Origin of the sequence: Citrobacter sp. Awk 4, assembly GCF_028069725.1 — a bacterium.
Taxonomy (GTDB): domain Bacteria; phylum Pseudomonadota; class Gammaproteobacteria; order Enterobacterales; family Enterobacteriaceae; genus Citrobacter_D.
Window position 1 is genome coordinate 45,740 of the sequence record NZ_JANEWG010000003.1, and the last position, 16,024, is coordinate 61,763.

Sequence of the window (16,024 nt, forward strand, 5' to 3'; positions counted from 1 at the left end):
CTATGAAGGCAGGGTTATCCACACCGTTTTGGTTTCCATCAGGTAGTCAAGCTGCTCTGGACCCAGATCTTTACCAAAGCCAGAGTCCTTGAAACCGCCGAACGGTAACGCCGGATCAATAGTGCTGTGCGCATTCACGTACACCGAACCGGCATGAAGCTGAGGAATGAGGGTATGCACGCGGGCCAAATCGTTCGAATAGATCGCGGCCGCCAGCCCAAACGGCGAGTCGTTGGCAAGTTCCACCGCTTCTTCAACGGTATCGAATGGCGCGGTGACCAGCACCGGGCCAAAGATCTCTTCGCGCACAATGCGCATATCATTGCGACAGTGAGCAAAAATGGTCGGTTCGACGAAGAACCCTTCCCGATCCTGGGAACGTCCGCCATAGTAAACGGTCGCCCCTTCGCGCACGCCAGCGTCAATGTATGACAGCACCGTGTCCTTCTGTTTGGCGGAGACCAGCGGGCTAATAAAGCATTCCGGATCGAGGCCAGGAGCCATTTTCAGCGTGGCGGTATAGTCGGCGAGCGCCGCCAGGAAACGGTCGTAAATACTGCGGTGAATATAGGCGCGGGTCCCCGCGTCGCAGACCTGCCCGGAGTTAAAAAACACCCCGTTGGCCACCGCCTGGGCGGCGGCAGGGATATCTGCATCTTCCAGCACCAGAACCGGGGATTTCCCGCCTAACTCCAGGGTCACGCGTTTGATGTTTTCAACGGCAGTCTGTCCAACGGCACGTCCGACAGGCGTCGAGCCGGTAAAGGTCACTTTGTCGATCCCCGGATGGGTGGTCATCGCCGCGCCAATCACACTGCCGTACCCGGTGACGATATTCACCACGCCGTCCGGAATGCCCGCTTCCTGGACCAGTTCAGCAAAACGCAGGGTCGACAATGACGTCAGTTCTGCGGGTTTAATCACCGCAGTACAGCCCACCGCCAGCGCCGCCGCCAGTTTCCACGCCATGGTTTGCAGAGGGAAGTTCCACGGCACAATCGCGGCTACCACGCCGATCGGCTCCTTGCGGGTATACGCCAGATAATTGCCCGGCAGCGAAGGTTCTACCGTGCGGCCATGCAGCTTTGAGGCCCAGCCCGCGAAGTAGCGGAACGTGTCGATGGTGCCCTGGATATCAACGTCGCGCGCCTGCGTCACCGATTTCCCCATATCGATGGATTCGATCTGGGCAAGTTCTTCGGCATTGGCTTCAATCAGATCGGCGAGGCGATGCAGCATACGCTCGCGTTCCAGCGGTTTCAGACGACGCCACTCACCGTGGTCGAACTGTTGGCGAGCCGCCGCCACGGCGCGATCAAGGTCAGACGCGGTTGCCAGCGGGATCGTGGTCAACACGCCCTGGGTGGAAGGCTCGATAACGGCGCTGACCTCCCCTTCGCTACCGTCAACCCACTCTCCGCCGATAAACATCTTCTGCGGTTTGCTCAGAAAGCGTCGTGTCGCGTCTAAAATACCGTAACGATTGAGATAGTGCGTTACTGCTGCATCCATTTGATGTTCCTCTTTTTTTACACCCGATTTTTGACTCACGGGTTTTGCAGGTAGGGTTCAGAGGGTGGCTATACCACCACATGTTGCTTAGCGATTCTGGGATTGCTTACGCTCGTAGAAAATAAAACCAATGCTGTTCATCAGCAGTTGGGCCGCCAGAATCGAGGTCACGCCGGTGGGATCGTAAGCGGGTGCCACTTCGACCAAATCCATACCGATAATGTTGCCGCCACTGCGTTTCGCCAGCGCCTGAATAATCTCCAGCACCTCGTAGTACTGGAAACCACCGTGACTCGGCGTACCGGTGCCCGGCGCAATCGAGGGGTCAAAACCGTCAATATCAATGGTGAGATAGTAGTTGCAGCCCTGCGGGATCTGCTCCAGCACGCCTTCAACGCCTAAACGGCGCACATCGCGTACCGACAGAATATTGGAACCCGCCGCACGCGCCGCGTCGTAGTCGCTGCGGTTGGATGAGGAGACGTTGCGGATACCGAGTTGCGTCATGCCCGCGATGTGATTCATTTCTGACGCGCGGCGCAGCGGGCTGCCATGACCGTAGCGCACACCGTGGCGTTCATCGACGAAGTCGAGGTGGGCATCGAAATGGACGATGTGAATCGGCCCGCGCCCTTCATAGGCTTTAATGACCGGGGCATGAATGGAATGGTCGCCGCCCAGCACCACCGGCATCGCGCCGGAAGCCAGGATTTTACGCACCGCCAGTTCAATGTTCGCGTTACTGCTGTTCATATCGGTATGTACGATGTCAGCATCGCCCACATCGACCATCCGTACCTGATCTTGCGTCAGGTACAGCACATCATCTTCATGATCATAGGCACCGGCATGACCAAACGAAAATAACGTAGACGCCTCACGGATGCCGCGGGGTCCGAAGCGGGCGCCTGAACGCCATTGCGTCCCCATATCGTTGGGCGCGCCAAGGATCGCGACATCGGCATCAATCTCTTCCCAGTTGAGGCATACCGGCGCTTTCGCAAAAGTACAATGGCCGACAAACGGTAGATTCAATCGTCCGGACTCGTAATTATTGTTCCCCATACTTTCTCCCCCAGTCAGTGAATTTTCTGAAATGCCCTGGCACAGGTTGACTTGCCATAACAATGACTATGGACAACAATTTGCATGTTAAAAATAGAAAACATCAGATATTCATATCGGCTTTTCCGAAGTAACACATGAGGGGATAGAGACGTGAATCAACTGCAGAATATTGACCTAAAGCTACTCAGAATTTTCATGACCATAGTGAAATGTAACGGTTTTTCTGCAGCTCAGGCGGCGTTGAATGTGAGCCAGTCCACGATTAGCGAACATATGACCAGCCTGGAGACACGACTCGGCGTCAAATTGTGCGAGCGCGGGCGCTGTGGGTTTCGACTGACCGAATACGGCACCGCCACCTACGAGGCGGCACAACGGTTATTTCTGGCGGTGGATACGTTTTGTATGGATACCTCCGCCCTCAAACGACACATTTCCGGCAAGCTCTATCTGGGCATCATTGACAATACCGCCACCGACAGCGACAGCGTCTTGTCGCGTGCGTTGCGCAAGTTCGTCTCCCACGGTCACGATGTGCAACTGGATATCTACATTGGTACGCCCGCTGAGCTGGAAGGACGCGTCCTCGACGGGCGACTGCACGTCGCCATTGGTCATTTCCCGTTTGAAGTGGCAGGGCTCTGTTATACGCAGTTATACGATGAACCTGATGGTCTGTATTGCAGCCGCTATCACCCGCTTTTCGATAATCCGCCGGGCGGCGATGCCCTCATCGAGGCGATCCGTGAGAGTCAGATTGTCGCGCGCGGCTTTCTGCAACAACACGATCTGCAATTGCTCAAATCAAGCTATGCCGCGGCCACCGTCGACAATGTCGAAGCCCAGGCCATTCTCATTCTGACCGGCGCGTACCTCGGTTTTCTCCCCCGTCATTACGCCCGCCAGTGGGTCAACTCTGGTCAAATGCGCCAACTGGCACCTGAGCAATTTGGTTCAAAATGGCCGTTTGCTTCGATAACAAAACGGGGAGCCACGCAACCGGCAATCCTTCGCCTGTTTATGGAGGAGCTGATGAGCCATTCTTATTCCGCGTCAGCCTGATTGATTACGTTGAGTAAAAAGAACCACCGGAAATAACAGAATACCGGGCAGATCGGATAATTATCGCGGCTGTCCGGATTCTGTTCATCATACTGCGCACGGCCACGCCTCTCCTCCTTCAGCGCGCCTAATCATTCTCACCCATCGGAAATTATTCGGTTTCACTGACGTATTACCAACATCCTTGTTTTCCAAATGGGAAAGCAAACTGGATGCGACGAATGATTGATATCGCACGACAAATTACGACAAAAATATTAACGATTGTTTAGGGTATCTGATTCATATTTCAGGGAGAAATCTACACGATTTCCGGCAGCGGTTGACCGAACACGCCTGATGGTGAGGAAAACAACATGTTTGGACTCGAGACGCTCGATGTACTGATTGGGCTTATGACCGTGTACTTTTCGTTTGGCATTGCCTGTACCGCGATCGTTGAGGCCATTTCTTCCTGGGCCAATATCCGCAGCAAAAATCTTGACCTGGCGCTGAAAGAGTTATTTTCAGGAGAACTGGCGCCGAAGGAACAGTTTGTTAGCCAATTTTATGCGCATCCTTTGATTCAATCCCTCAGCAAAGGCAAAAATGGTCTCCCCTCTTATATTCCCCCGGAAATTGTCGGACAGGTCGTGGAATCGTTAGTGGTGGGAAAAAGCGTCATGGCGACGCTGTCCGCAGGGGTGAATTCGCTGCCGGGAACAGCGGAAAGTAACCGCATAAAAGGGATCCTTGAAACTGTCGTGATGCAGACCGAAAACGACGCACGCCAGTTTCGCAAAGCGGTCGCAAAACAGTTTGATGCCGTGATGGATCGCGCCTCCGGTTGGTACAAACGCAAAACGCAGGCCATTACGCTTATCGTCGCCGCGATTTTGGTGCTCAGCGGAAACGTCGACTCCATCCATATTGCGACAGTACTGTCCACCAATCCTGCGGCCCGCGAAAAAATAGTGAGCACTGCGCAGCAGGCTCTGACCAGCGCGGAAAATCAGGCTGAAAAAGCGAAGAACAAAACGACAGATCTCACCGTTGAAAAAGCAAACGCTCAAGTCGAAATAGCCACAACAAAATATACAGAGGCGGTATCCGCTCTGGAAACGTCCGGCCTCCCATTCGGATGGCACGGTTTACCGAAAGACGTTTTTGGATACCTTGCAAAAGTGGCGGGATTGCTGGTCACCATTTTCGCCGTTTCTCTCGGCGGTCAATTCTGGTTCGACACGCTTCAGCGCGTCATGCAGCTACGCTCTACCGGCCCAAAACCTCCCGATCCAGCCCAGCCCGCGCGTAAGAAAAAGTAAGCAATGTGCATTCACTCACTCTCGATAACAGGAGGGTTTTTATGCTACTCACACCCGTGCAAAAAAGTCTTTGTGAACGTGTCCTGAATGCTTTTGAAACCGGTTCAGCCGAAGGAAATTATTCCGTCATTGCCATATTCCCTGATGGCCCCCATCAGATTCGGCAAGTGACTTTTGGCCGTTCGCAAACCACCGAATACGGCAAACTGAAGGATCTTATTGCCCGATACGTCAATGCAAACGGGCGATTCAGCGCCGAACTTGCCCCCTTCGTGCCCATGATCGGAAATACACCGCTGGTGGATCATGAGCAGTTCAAAAGCTTGTTGCGGCGCGCAGGCAGCGACGATCCGATAATGAAGCGCGTTCAGGACCAGTTTTTTGATGAGCGCTATTTCGCTCCGGCACTGAAATGGGCACAAACGTTTGGATTTAAAGAAGCGCTTTCCATGCTGGTCATCTATGACTCTTTTATCCATAGCGGCAGCATCCTGCCATTCCTGCGCTCCCGTTTTCGTGAGGTTCCTCCGGCCAGCGGAGGCAATGAGCGCACGTGGATTTCCGAGTATGTCCGGGTACGCAATTCATGGCTTGCCAACCATAGCAATTCGGTTCTTCATCCGACGGTTTACCGCACCCAATGTTTGCGCCGCGAAATTGAACGCAATAACTGGGATCTTTCGCAGGTGCCGATTAATGCCAACGGTATCCCCGTAGGACCAGCACCCGACATACCGGCAGCTCCGATCGCAATTCCGCTCATGGAGCAAGGCACAGTGCCGTTTCTTGGTGAAGCGACTAGTGGAAACGGCACTATCCCCTCCACGTCGGACACCCAACCAGCGGTTCCTTCAGCTACCGGTTTTAGCGCCAGTGCGGCGTCAATCGCGACCGAAGAATGGCGATTTTTTGGCGATCAACGTTACAACCGCAACGGCGGCATTATCCATACCGGGCGTAAAGAGGGTGAAGATGGCTGGTGGCAGCGCGTCGGCCTGTATTGGGAGAAGATCGGACGCGACGATCTAGACGGGCGGGATCATGACTGGCCGTGGTCAGCGGCGTTTATCTCATGGGTGATGCGCCAGGCGGGAGCCGGGAATCGGTTTGCCTACTCTGCTTCGCATGCTACCTACATCAGTAAATCTATCCGCGACAGAAATCAGGGTAACGCCAATGCGTTGTATTGGGGCTACAGGCTGAATGAGCGAAAACCCCAGGTGGGCGATTTGGTGTGCTGGGATCGGGACCCCGATAAAGTCGTCGACTACGATCACCAGCATCTGGGCAATTACAGCAGTCATACAGATTTAGTGGTTTCCGTCGGTACTGATGAAATTGAAATTATCGGCGGCAATGTCGGTAATTCGGTGACACGACGCCCGTTAGCGCTCACTGCCGAAGGTTTTCTGGCCAGTGGCGCACAAGGCGGCGAAACGCTGTTCGCCATTATGGGTTATCGCGCTGGCTGAGAGTCCTCCTTTCCTGTGACGTATCTATGAGTACACCGCTGGAGCGTTCCTCCAGCGGTCATTTTTCATTAACACACTGTTTTAAATGACATTTATATAAAAACCGTCCCTCTCCCGCCATTATCCACACAATTCATATTGTTAAATATTTGTTGCCACCGATCACAAAAATTAAACAATTTGGCCGTTTTATATGCGTTTATTGAAAATGTAGATATTTTTAATTTATGGCTACGAAATGAGCATCGCCATGTCTCCCACGACAATCTACCGAGAGGATCGATTCCGATGAATGCACTGACTGCCGTAAAACCCAACGCTGGAGATTTAGACCGGAACTACACCGGTTTCACCGTCGCCCCGTCTGCACAATCACCGCGACTGCTGGAACTGACGTTCACCTCCGACACAACTCAACAATTCTTACAGCAGGTTGCGCAGTGGCCGGTGCAGGCGCTGGAATACAAATCATTTTTACGTTTTAAGGTGGGCAAGATCCTCGATGATCTCTGCGACAACCAACTGCAACCGCTGCTGATCAAAACGTTGCTGGAACGAGGCGAAGGCGCGCTGCTGATCGGCGCTGAAGGGATCGATAACGTGGCGCAGGCTGACGACATGGTCAAGCTGGCGACTGCCGTAGCGCATCTGATTGGGCGTTCCAATTTTGACGCGATGAGCGGTCAATACTATGCGCGGTTTGTGGTGAAAAATGTTGACAGTTCAGACAGCTACCTGCGCCAGCCTCACCGCGTACTGGAATTGCACAATGACGGAACCTACGTCGAAGAGGTAACCGATTACGTGCTGATGATGAAAATCGATGAGCAGAACATGGAAGGCGGTAATTCGCTGCTGCTGCATCTTGATGACTGGGAGCATCTGGAAGAGTACTTCTCGCATCCTCTGGCGCGCCGGGCGATGCGCTGGGCAGCGCCGCCGAGCAAAAACGTCAGTCACGATGTCTTTCACCCGGTGTTCGACGTCGACCAGCAGGGCCGTCCGGTCATGCGCTACATCGACCAGTTCGTCCAGCCGAAAGATTTTGAAGAAGGCACCTGGCTTAGCGATCTTTCCGACGCGCTGGAAACCAGTACAAACATCCTTTCCGTTCCGGTTCCGGTCGGCAAATTCTTGCTGATTAACAACCTGTTCTGGCTGCACGGACGCGATCGTTTTACCGCGCATCCTGATTTACGTCGTGAACTGATGCGCCAGCGCGGTTATTTCGCCTACGCCGCTCACGGCTACCAGACGCACCAATAAGCGCCACCCGAGGAACAGAGCGGATGTATGATTTTGTGATTATTGGCGGCGGCATCATCGGTATGTCGACCGCCATGCAGCTGATTGATGTCTACCCGGACGCCAAAATTGTGGTGCTGGAAAAAGAGTCCGCACCGGCCTGTCATCAGACGGGCCACAACAGCGGTGTCATTCATGCCGGGGTTTACTACACCCCCGGCAGCCTGAAAGCGCAGTTTTGCCTGGCGGGAAACAAGGCCACCAAAGCCTTCTGCGATCAAAACGGCATTCGCTACGACGAATGCGGAAAAATGCTGGTCGCCACCTCCGAACTGGAAATGGAACGGATGCGGGCGTTATGGGATCGTACGGCAGCCAACGGGCTGGAACGCGAGTGGCTCAGTGCCGAAGCGCTGCGCGAACGCGAGCCGAACATTAGCGGACTGGGCGGCATTTTTGTGCCTTCCAGCGGGATCGTCAGCTATCGCGAAGTCACCGCCGCAATGGCGAAAATCTTCCAGGCAAAAGGCGGCGAGATTGTTTATCACGCCGAGGTGAGCGCCCTGAAAGAGCACGCGACCGGCGTGGTTGTCCACACCCGGCAGGGGCATGAATTTGAAGCCTCGACGCTGATTAGCTGCTCCGGACTGATGGCCGACCGGCTGGTCAAAATGCTGGGAGTCAATCCCGGTTTTATTATCTGCCCGTTCCGTGGCGAGTATTTCCGCCTGGCGCCTGAGCATAATCACATCGTCAACCATTTGATCTACCCGATCCCCGATCCGGCGATGCCGTTTCTTGGCGTACATCTCACCCGCATGATCGACGGCAGCGTCACGGTCGGCCCCAACGCCGTACTCGCTTTTAAACGCGAAGGTTATCGCAAACGCGACTTCTCCTTCAGCGACACGCTGGAGATCCTCGGGTCATCCGGGATCCGTCGTGTGCTGCAAAACAATCTGCGTTCAGGCCTCGGTGAAATGAAAAACTCGCTGTGCAAAAGCGGCTACCTACGATTGGTACAAAAATACTGCCCGAGCCTGACATTAAAAGATCTCCAGCCGTGGCCTGCGGGCGTACGGGCGCAGGCGGTTTCGCCTGACGGAAAGCTTATCGACGACTTTCTGTTTGTGACCACGCCGCGTTCTATCCATACCTGTAACGCCCCTTCTCCTGCGGCGACATCGGCGATTCCGATCGGCGCCCATATCGTCAGCAAAGTACAGACGCTACTGGAGAGCCAACACAATTCCGGACGCACGCTGCGTGCGGCACGTAGCGTGGACACCTTACACGCCGCATTTACCCGTTAAACACCTTGAGACAGGAAGCAATCATGCAACTTAACGATCCAACCTTGTTCCGCCAACAGGCTTTTATTGACGGCCAGTGGCGCGATGCCCACAGCGGCGATGTGATCGCAGTGAACAATCCTGCAAACGGTCAACAACTGGGCAGCGTCCCCAAAATGGGGGCCAGTGAAACCCGCGAGGCCATTGAAGCCGCGAACCGCGCCCTTCCCGCCTGGCGTGCGCTGACCGCCAAAGAGCGGGCCAATATACTGCGTCGCTGGTTCAATCTGATGATGGAACACCAGGACGACCTGGCGCGTCTGATGACCCTGGAACAGGGCAAGCCGCTGGCTGAAGCGAAAGGTGAGATAGTCTATGCCGCTTCCTTTATTGAATGGTTTGCCGAAGAGGGCAAACGTATTTATGGCGACACCATTCCGGGCCATCAGGCAGACAAACGTCTGATCGTCATCAAACAACCGATTGGCGTCACTGCAGCCATTACGCCGTGGAACTTCCCATCGGCCATGATCACCCGTAAGGCGGGTCCGGCGCTGGCCGCAGGCTGCACTATGGTGCTCAAACCCGCCAGCCAGACACCGTTTTCCGCGCTGGCGCTGGCGGAACTGGCACATCGCGCCGGAGTTCCCGCCGGAGTTTTCAACGTCGTCACCGGATCAGCAAGCGCTGTCGGCAATGAACTGACCGGCAACCCACTGGTGCGCAAACTCTCCTTTACGGGCTCCACAGAAATTGGCCGTCAGTTAATGGAACAGTGCGCCAAAGACATCAAAAAAGTCTCTCTGGAACTTGGCGGCAACGCGCCGTTTATCGTTTTTGACGATGCCGATCTGGATAAAGCGGTAGAAGGCGCACTGGCCTCAAAATTCCGTAATGCCGGGCAGACCTGCGTCTGCGCCAACCGCCTGTATGTGCAGGACGGCGTCTACGAGCGATTTGCCGAAAAACTGCAGCAGGCAGTGAACAAACTGCATCTCGGCGATGGCTTACAGGCAGGCGTCACCACCGGACCGCTGATCGATGAGAAAGCCGTCGCCAAAGTGAAAGAACACATCGCGGATGCCGTCGAAAAAGGCGCGCGCGTGATCACTGGCGGTCAGGCGCATGCGCTGGGCGGCAACTTCTTCCAGCCCACTATTCTGGCGGATGTCCCGCGTGATGCGAAAGTGGCCAAAGAAGAGACGTTCGGCCCGCTCGCGCCGCTGTTCCGCTTTAAAGATGAAGCCGACGTGATTCATCAGGCCAACGACACCGAGTTCGGTCTGGCCGCCTATTTCTATGCCCGCGATCTGAGCCGCGTATTCCGCGTCGGCGAAGCGCTGGAGTACGGCATTGTGGGGATCAACACCGGCATTATCTCTAACGAAGTCGCTCCCTTTGGGGGGATCAAAGCCTCCGGCCTTGGCCGTGAAGGTTCCAAATACGGTATCGAAGATTATTTAGAAATCAAATACATGTGTATCGGCCTTTAAGTAAACCTTACCTGATTGAAGACTGGAGAAAATGAATGAGCACCAATAAAGAATTAATGCAGCGCCGCAGCAACGCCGTTCCTCGCGGCGTTGGGCAGATTCACCCCATCTTTGCCGATCGCGCAGAAAACTGCCGCGTCTGGGATGTTGAAGGCCGTGAGTTTCTTGATTTTGCGGGCGGCATTGCGGTGCTGAATACCGGACACCTGCATCCGGGGATCGTCTCAGCAGTAGAAGAACAGCTGAAGAAATTGTCGCACACCTGTTTTCAGGTGCTGGCCTATGAACCGTACCTGGAACTGTGTGAAATCATGAACCAGAAAGTACCGGGGGATTTTGCCAAGAAAACCCTGCTGGTGACCACCGGTTCAGAAGCGGTTGAGAATGCGGTGAAAATCGCCCGCGCCGCCACCAAACGCAGCGGCACCATTGCGTTTAGCGGTGCTTACCACGGCCGTACCCACTACACGCTCTCGCTGACCGGGAAAGTGAATCCGTACTCCGCCGGGATGGGCCTGATGCCTGGCCACGTTTATCGTGCGCTGTACCCTTGCGCGCTGCACGGTATCAGCGATGACGATGCGATTGCCAGCATTCAGCGTATCTTCAAAAACGATGCCGCGCCGGAAGACATTGCCGCTATCGTCATCGAACCTGTTCAGGGAGAAGGCGGTTTTTATGCCGCCTCCCCGGCCTTTATGAAACGCCTGCGCGCGATTTGCGACGAGCACGGCATCATGCTGATTGCCGATGAAGTGCAGAGCGGCGCAGGCCGTACCGGCACACTGTTCGCTATGGAACAAATGGGCGTCGCCCCGGATATTACGACCTTTGCCAAATCCATTGCCGGGGGTTTCCCGCTGGCGGGCGTGACCGGTCGTGCCGAAGTGATGGACGCCGTTGCTCCGGGTGGTCTGGGCGGCACGTATGCCGGTAACCCGATTGCCTGCGCCGCCGCGCTGGCGGTTCTGAAAATCTTCGAGCAGGAAAATCTGCTGCAAAAAGCCAACTCATTGGGCAAAACCCTGCGTGAAGGACTGCTGTCCATTGCCGAAACACACCCGGAAATCGGTGATGTTCGCGGACTGGGCGCCATGATTGCCATCGAACTGTTTGAAAATGGCGATCACAGTAAACCCGATGCGAAGCTGACGGCGGAAATCGTCGCCCGCGCGCGTGACAAAGGCTTGATCCTGCTCTCCTGCGGCCCTTACTACAACGTGCTGCGTATTCTGGTACCGCTGACCATTGAAGATGCGCAGATCCGCCAGGGGCTGGAGATCATCGCCCAGTGTTTTGATGAGGCTAAACAACGCTAAGGCTATACCTCGTTGCTAACGGAATGATGACGATGCAGTAAACACAACAATAATACGCGTGCCCCGACGCGGGAAATGTCGGGGTGCTCTCCCAAGTGACACACTTTCGAGAGGATAGAAGATGGGGCAAGCGTCAGAATCACATGCTTTAGGGGGCGGGCTGAAATCACGCCACGTCACCATGTTATCTATTGCCGGTGTTATCGGCGCGAGTTTATTTGTCGGCTCCAGCGTTGCTATTGCTGAAGCCGGGCCTGCCGTTCTGCTGGCCTATCTGTTTGCCGGTCTGTTGGTGGTGATGATCATGCGTATGCTGGCTGAAATGGCTGTCGCCACGCCAGACACCGGGTCTTTTTCCACCTATGCGGATAAAGCGATTGGTCCGTGGGCGGGATATACCATTGGCTGGCTGTACTGGTGGTTCTGGGTATTGGTGATTCCGCTGGAAGCCAATATCGCGGCCATCATCCTGAATTCATGGGTTCCTGGCATACCTATCTGGTTGTTTTCACTGGTTATCACACTCGCTCTAACGGGCAGTAATTTGCTGAGCGTCAAAAACTATGGCGAATTTGAGTTCTGGCTGGCGCTGTGCAAAGTGATTGCCATTCTGGCGTTTATCGCGCTGGGCGCGGTGGCGATCAGTGGTTTTTATCCGTATGCCGAAGTGAGCGGTATTTCCCGCTTATGGGATCAAGGCGGCTTTATGCCAAATGGCTTTGGTGCCGTACTGAGCGCCATGCTGATTACGATGTTTTCGTTTATGGGGGCGGAAATCGTCACCATCGCCGCGGCGGAATCCGACACACCGGGCAAACACATCGTGCGGGCAACTAACTCGGTTATCTGGCGTATTTCTATCTTCTATCTGTGCTCGATTTTCGTGGTGGTGGCGCTGATCCCCTGGAACATGCCAGGGCTTAAGAGTGTGGGTTCGTATCGTTCGGTGCTGGAGTTGCTGCATATTCCGCACGCCAAACTGATTATGGACTGCGTCATTTTACTGTCGGTCACCAGTTGTCTGAACTCCGCGCTGTATACGGCGTCCAGGATGCTTTACTCCCTGAGCCATCGCGGCGATGCGCCAGCGTTTATGGGCAAAACCAACCGCAGCAAAACGCCTTATGTGGCAGTGCTGCTCTCAACCGGCGCGGCGTTTTTAACGGTGGTGGTTAACTATTATGCTCCGGCAAAAGTGTTTAAATTCCTGATCGACAGTTCAGGTGCCATCGCGCTGTTGGTGTATCTGGTCATTGCCGTCTCTCAATTGCGGATGCGTAAAATTCTTCTGGCGCAGGGGAGCGACATTACACTGAGAATGTGGCTCTATCCGTGGTTAACCTGGCTGGTGATTGCCTTTATCGCTTTCGTCCTGATCGCCATGTTATTCCGGCCCGCACAGCAGCTTGAGGTGATTTCCACAGGGCTTCTGGGCTTGGGGATCATTTGTACGGTTCCGATTATGTCACGCTGGAAAAAGCTGCTATCGTGGCAAAAAGCACCGTTACAAAATACACGTTAGACCTGTTCCCGGCGCAAGCCGGGATAGTGATTTTATTCAGGAGTCGCACCCATGACCGCCACTTCCCAGCCGACGGCCATCGATGGATACCACTGGCTTAAAAATGACATCATTCGCGGTATTTATCAGCCCGATGAAAAACTGCGCATGAGTTTACTGACTTCGCGTTATGAGCTTGGCGTGGGACCGCTACGAGAAGCCCTTTCCCAACTGGTGGCGGAACGACTGGTGACCGTGGTCAATCAGAAAGGCTACCGTGTGGCTCCCATGTCCGGGCAGGAACTGCTCGATATCTTCGATGCCCGCGCCAATACGGAAGCCATGCTGGTACGGCTGGCTATTGAGCGCGGTGACGACGCATGGGAAGCAGAGATCCTCGCCAGAGCGCATATGCTGAATAAACTGGAATCAAGCGATGCCAGTGAAGGAATGCTGGATGAGTGGGATCAGCGTCATCAGGCGTTTCATTCCGCCATCGTCGCCGGATGCGGTTCACATTATCTGCTGCAAATGCGTGAACGCCTGTTTGATCTTGCCGCGCGCTACCGGTTTATCTGGCTGCGTGAAACGGTCCTGTCGGTTGAAATGCTGGAAGATAAACATAACCAGCACCAGACGCTGACCGAGGCGATTCTGGCGCGGGATGCACAACGCGCCAGCGAGTTAATGCGCCAGCATTTACTGACGCCAATCCCGATTATTCAGCAGGCGATGTCCGGGAAACTTCAGCAAGAGCAGACCTGAGGTCTGTTCTTGCTATACGTCAAAAATCAGTCGCGAGTTTGGATCCAGAAAGCATGGATAAGGCCGGGGATGTAGCCCAGTAGCGTCAAAATGATGTTCAGGATAAATGCCCAGCCGAATCCTTTCCCCAGCAGTACGCCGAGCGGGGGAAGAAGGATGGTAATCACGATTCGCCAGAAACCCATACACACTCCAAAAAGTAAAATTACTCATTGTTTAAAAAAGAGATTTTCTCTCTAAGCGTAGTCATTTTACCCAACTCTGCCAATTTACCCCGTTTCTTTTACCCTCTTTTACGCTCTTGACGCTGGCATACTGTTGCGCAGTATTTTAGAATTACCTTAATTTAGATAATACTTAAATAACCATGACTGAACTCGAACAACTTCAGGCCAGCGCTGAACAGGCCGCCGCCCTGCTAAAAGCCATGAGCAACCCAAAGCGGTTGTTGATTTTATGCATGCTCTGCGGTTCGCCGGGCACCAGTGCGGGTGAACTGGCGCGGGCGACAGGACTTAGCCCTTCTGCCACCTCTCAACATCTGGCGCGTATGCGCGAAGAAGGGCTTATTGACAGCCAGCGTGATGCCCAGCGTATTCATTACTTCATTAAAAATAAGGCGGTAGGTTCACTGATCGCCACATTGAAAACCCTCTACTGCCCATAAGGAGCCATTATGACAAGCGGGATGATTTCCCCACGTGAGGCGCAGGCGCTGATAGCGCAGGGCGCAATGCTAATTGATATCCGCGATGCCGATGAGTATCTGCATGAACATATACCTGACGCCCATCTGGTTCCGCTCCCCACCCTTGAGCAGGGCACGTTACCCGGCCATCTGCGCGGGGAGTGCGTTATCTTTCATTGCCAGTCGGGGAGGCGCACGCAAAACAATATAGCAAGGCTACAGGCGGTTGCGGCTCCGGCAAAAGTCTGGCTGCTGGAAGGGGGTATTGATGGCTGGAAAGCGGCGTCGTTACCCGTCGCAAAGGACACATCGCAGCCGCTGCCGCTTATGCGTCAGGTGCAGATTGCCGCGGGCGGGCTGATTTTACTCGGGGTTGTGCTGGGATATGCGGTGAGTCAGGGCTTCTTCCTGCTGAGCGGTTTTGTCGGCGCGGGGCTGATGCTGGCCGGATTCACCGGTTTTTGCGGGATGGCGCGTCTGCTCGATAAAATGCCCTGGAACCGTCGCGCGCATTAATAACCTGGCATGATGTACGTGTTGCGCCATTTCCGGGAGTAAACCGGAGGCAGTTTAACGCTGCCATCCGGCATATCACGCTCAGAATTAAATCAAGAAATCATCCAAAGATTTACCGGCTGCCAGCGCCTGAGCAATCGGCTTAGGCGTACGCCCCTGCCCGGTCCAGGTTTTCGTTTCACCATTAAAATCGACAAAACGGTATTTTGCCGGACGCGGCTGACGTTTTTTCGAGACACGAGGTGCCGTCATTTGCATTCCCAGTAATTCTTCTGGGTTAATGCCGTCCGCTTTCATCAGCTCCAGAAAAGTTTTAATTTTCTCTTGCTGCTCTGCACGTTGACGCTGCTGCTGTTCTTCTTCTTCACGTCTTTCTTTAGTGACAACCCTGAATTTTTCGAGCATTTCTTCAAGAACGTCAATGGAGAATTCGCGAGCCATTGCACGCAACGTACGAATATTATTTAAGTTCTGTAACATCACATTCATAATAATAAAAACCTTTTAACGCAGAAAACCAAAAACTGTATTACAGAGAGAAGTGTATTCGATATTTAATGATATTTCCAGCCCATGACATACTGAAGAATATTATGAAATATCACTTTATAATGATTATTTATCAAGCACCCTCAATGAGTATATTTTTTCCAGGTTGCAAATTATGAATAAATAAAAAAATATATTTTTCTGTGGTGTGTCAGACAATCCGTGCAAAATAAGCGACCGAAGGAATATGTCACTCATCCGCCACTGAAGCTTAGTGAATAGAGATGGATAAAAATTG

Annotated in this window: 15 protein-coding genes; 11 read left to right on the forward strand and 4 right to left on the reverse strand. The window is 53.9% G+C overall.

All coding sequences use genetic code 11. The features are described from left to right. The gene (locus NNO04_RS01665) at positions 1–1,512 is read right to left on the reverse strand and encodes an aldehyde dehydrogenase family protein (protein ID WP_271443192.1); all 1,512 of its coding nucleotides are present in this window, start codon (positions 1,510–1,512) and stop codon (positions 1–3) included. Between the two features lie 87 nt (positions 1,513–1,599). Next, positions 1,600–2,577 carry an agmatinase gene (gene speB, locus NNO04_RS01670; protein WP_271443193.1) on the reverse strand — a complete coding sequence of 326 codons (978 nt, stop codon included), beginning with the start codon at positions 2,575–2,577 and terminating at the stop codon, positions 1,600–1,602. Between the two features lie 153 nt (positions 2,578–2,730). Between speB and NNO04_RS01675 the strand changes: the two genes are divergently transcribed. The 9 genes from NNO04_RS01675 (at position 2,731) to csiR (ending at position 14,033) form a co-directional block, all read left to right on the forward strand. Beyond that, entirely contained in the window at positions 2,731–3,642 is a 912-nt protein-coding gene (locus NNO04_RS01675) for a LysR family transcriptional regulator (protein WP_271443194.1), read from the forward strand. 356 nt (positions 3,643–3,998) lie between these two features. Next, positions 3,999–4,946: a hypothetical protein gene (locus tag NNO04_RS01680; protein ID WP_271443195.1), complete on the forward strand. Its 948-nt coding sequence runs from the start codon at positions 3,999–4,001 to the stop codon at positions 4,944–4,946. A gap of 41 nt (positions 4,947–4,987) precedes the next feature. Further along, positions 4,988–6,418 (forward strand): DUF2272 domain-containing protein, encoded by a 1,431-nt coding sequence (locus tag NNO04_RS01685; protein ID WP_271443196.1) that lies wholly within the window; start codon positions 4,988–4,990, stop codon positions 6,416–6,418. Between the two features lie 288 nt (positions 6,419–6,706). Then, a complete protein-coding gene (gene glaH / locus NNO04_RS01690; RefSeq protein WP_271443197.1) occupies positions 6,707–7,684 on the forward strand; it encodes a glutarate dioxygenase GlaH in 978 nt (325 codons plus the stop codon). 23 nt (positions 7,685–7,707) lie between these two features. Beyond that, on the forward strand, positions 7,708–8,976 hold the full coding sequence (gene lhgO / locus NNO04_RS01695; protein WP_271443198.1) for an L-2-hydroxyglutarate oxidase: 1,269 nt from the start codon (positions 7,708–7,710) through the stop codon (positions 8,974–8,976). A gap of 23 nt (positions 8,977–8,999) precedes the next feature. After that, positions 9,000–10,448 carry an NADP-dependent succinate-semialdehyde dehydrogenase gene (gene gabD / locus NNO04_RS01700; RefSeq protein ID WP_271443199.1) on the forward strand — a complete coding sequence of 483 codons (1,449 nt, stop codon included), beginning with the start codon at positions 9,000–9,002 and terminating at the stop codon, positions 10,446–10,448. 35 nt (positions 10,449–10,483) lie between these two features. Continuing rightward, positions 10,484–11,767: a 4-aminobutyrate--2-oxoglutarate transaminase gene (gene gabT, locus NNO04_RS01705; RefSeq protein WP_271443200.1), complete on the forward strand. Its 1,284-nt coding sequence runs from the start codon at positions 10,484–10,486 to the stop codon at positions 11,765–11,767. 121 nt (positions 11,768–11,888) lie between these two features. After that, positions 11,889–13,289, forward strand: coding sequence for a GABA permease (gene gabP, locus NNO04_RS01710; protein WP_271443201.1), 1,401 nt, complete (start codon positions 11,889–11,891; stop codon positions 13,287–13,289). A 51-nt stretch (positions 13,290–13,340) separates the two neighbouring features. Beyond that, positions 13,341–14,033: a DNA-binding transcriptional regulator CsiR gene (gene csiR, locus NNO04_RS01715; protein ID WP_271443202.1), complete on the forward strand. Its 693-nt coding sequence runs from the start codon at positions 13,341–13,343 to the stop codon at positions 14,031–14,033. Between the two features lie 26 nt (positions 14,034–14,059). Here csiR and NNO04_RS01720 read toward each other — a convergent pair whose 3' ends face one another. Continuing rightward, complete coding sequence (locus NNO04_RS01720; protein ID WP_192613185.1) at positions 14,060–14,218, reverse strand: YqaE/Pmp3 family membrane protein; 159 nt, start codon at positions 14,216–14,218, stop codon at positions 14,060–14,062. Between the two features lie 182 nt (positions 14,219–14,400). Between NNO04_RS01720 and NNO04_RS01725 the strand changes: the two genes are divergently transcribed. Then, positions 14,401–14,700 carry an ArsR/SmtB family transcription factor gene (locus tag NNO04_RS01725; RefSeq protein ID WP_162382899.1) on the forward strand — a complete coding sequence of 100 codons (300 nt, stop codon included), beginning with the start codon at positions 14,401–14,403 and terminating at the stop codon, positions 14,698–14,700. A 9-nt stretch (positions 14,701–14,709) separates the two neighbouring features. Further along, positions 14,710–15,237 carry a rhodanese family protein gene (locus tag NNO04_RS01730; protein ID WP_271443203.1) on the forward strand — a complete coding sequence of 176 codons (528 nt, stop codon included), beginning with the start codon at positions 14,710–14,712 and terminating at the stop codon, positions 15,235–15,237. 87 nt (positions 15,238–15,324) lie between these two features. Here the strand turns inward: NNO04_RS01730 and stpA are convergent, their stop codons facing one another. After that, positions 15,325–15,726, reverse strand: a complete 402-nt coding sequence (gene stpA / locus NNO04_RS01735) for a DNA-binding protein StpA (protein WP_271443204.1) — start codon at positions 15,724–15,726, stop codon at positions 15,325–15,327. Positions 15,727–16,024 lie beyond the last annotated feature (298 nt).

Bases quoted from the DNA above. Each gene is read 5' to 3' on its own strand.
- NNO04_RS01730 (WP_271443203.1), top strand. From the start codon at position 14,710: ATGACAAGCGGGATGATTTCCCCACGTGAGGCGCAGGCGCTGATAGCG.
- NNO04_RS01680 (WP_271443195.1), top strand. From the start codon at position 3,999: ATGTTTGGACTCGAGACGCTCGATGTACTGATTGGGCTTATGACCGTG.
- csiR (WP_271443202.1), top strand. From the start codon at position 13,341: ATGACCGCCACTTCCCAGCCGACGGCCATCGATGGATACCACTGGCTT.
- NNO04_RS01720 (WP_192613185.1), bottom strand. From the start codon at position 14,218: ATGGGTTTCTGGCGAATCGTGATTACCATCCTTCTTCCCCCGCTCGGC.
- speB (WP_271443193.1), bottom strand. From the start codon at position 2,577: ATGGGGAACAATAATTACGAGTCCGGACGATTGAATCTACCGTTTGTC.
- NNO04_RS01685 (WP_271443196.1), top strand. From the start codon at position 4,988: ATGCTACTCACACCCGTGCAAAAAAGTCTTTGTGAACGTGTCCTGAAT.
- lhgO (WP_271443198.1), top strand. From the start codon at position 7,708: ATGTATGATTTTGTGATTATTGGCGGCGGCATCATCGGTATGTCGACC.
- NNO04_RS01725 (WP_162382899.1), top strand. From the start codon at position 14,401: ATGACTGAACTCGAACAACTTCAGGCCAGCGCTGAACAGGCCGCCGCC.
- stpA (WP_271443204.1), bottom strand. From the start codon at position 15,726: ATGAATGTGATGTTACAGAACTTAAATAATATTCGTACGTTGCGTGCA.
- gabD (WP_271443199.1), top strand. From the start codon at position 9,000: ATGCAACTTAACGATCCAACCTTGTTCCGCCAACAGGCTTTTATTGAC.
- glaH (WP_271443197.1), top strand. From the start codon at position 6,707: ATGAATGCACTGACTGCCGTAAAACCCAACGCTGGAGATTTAGACCGG.
- NNO04_RS01665 (WP_271443192.1), bottom strand. From the start codon at position 1,512: ATGGATGCAGCAGTAACGCACTATCTCAATCGTTACGGTATTTTAGAC.
- gabP (WP_271443201.1), top strand. From the start codon at position 11,889: ATGGGGCAAGCGTCAGAATCACATGCTTTAGGGGGCGGGCTGAAATCA.
- gabT (WP_271443200.1), top strand. From the start codon at position 10,484: ATGAGCACCAATAAAGAATTAATGCAGCGCCGCAGCAACGCCGTTCCT.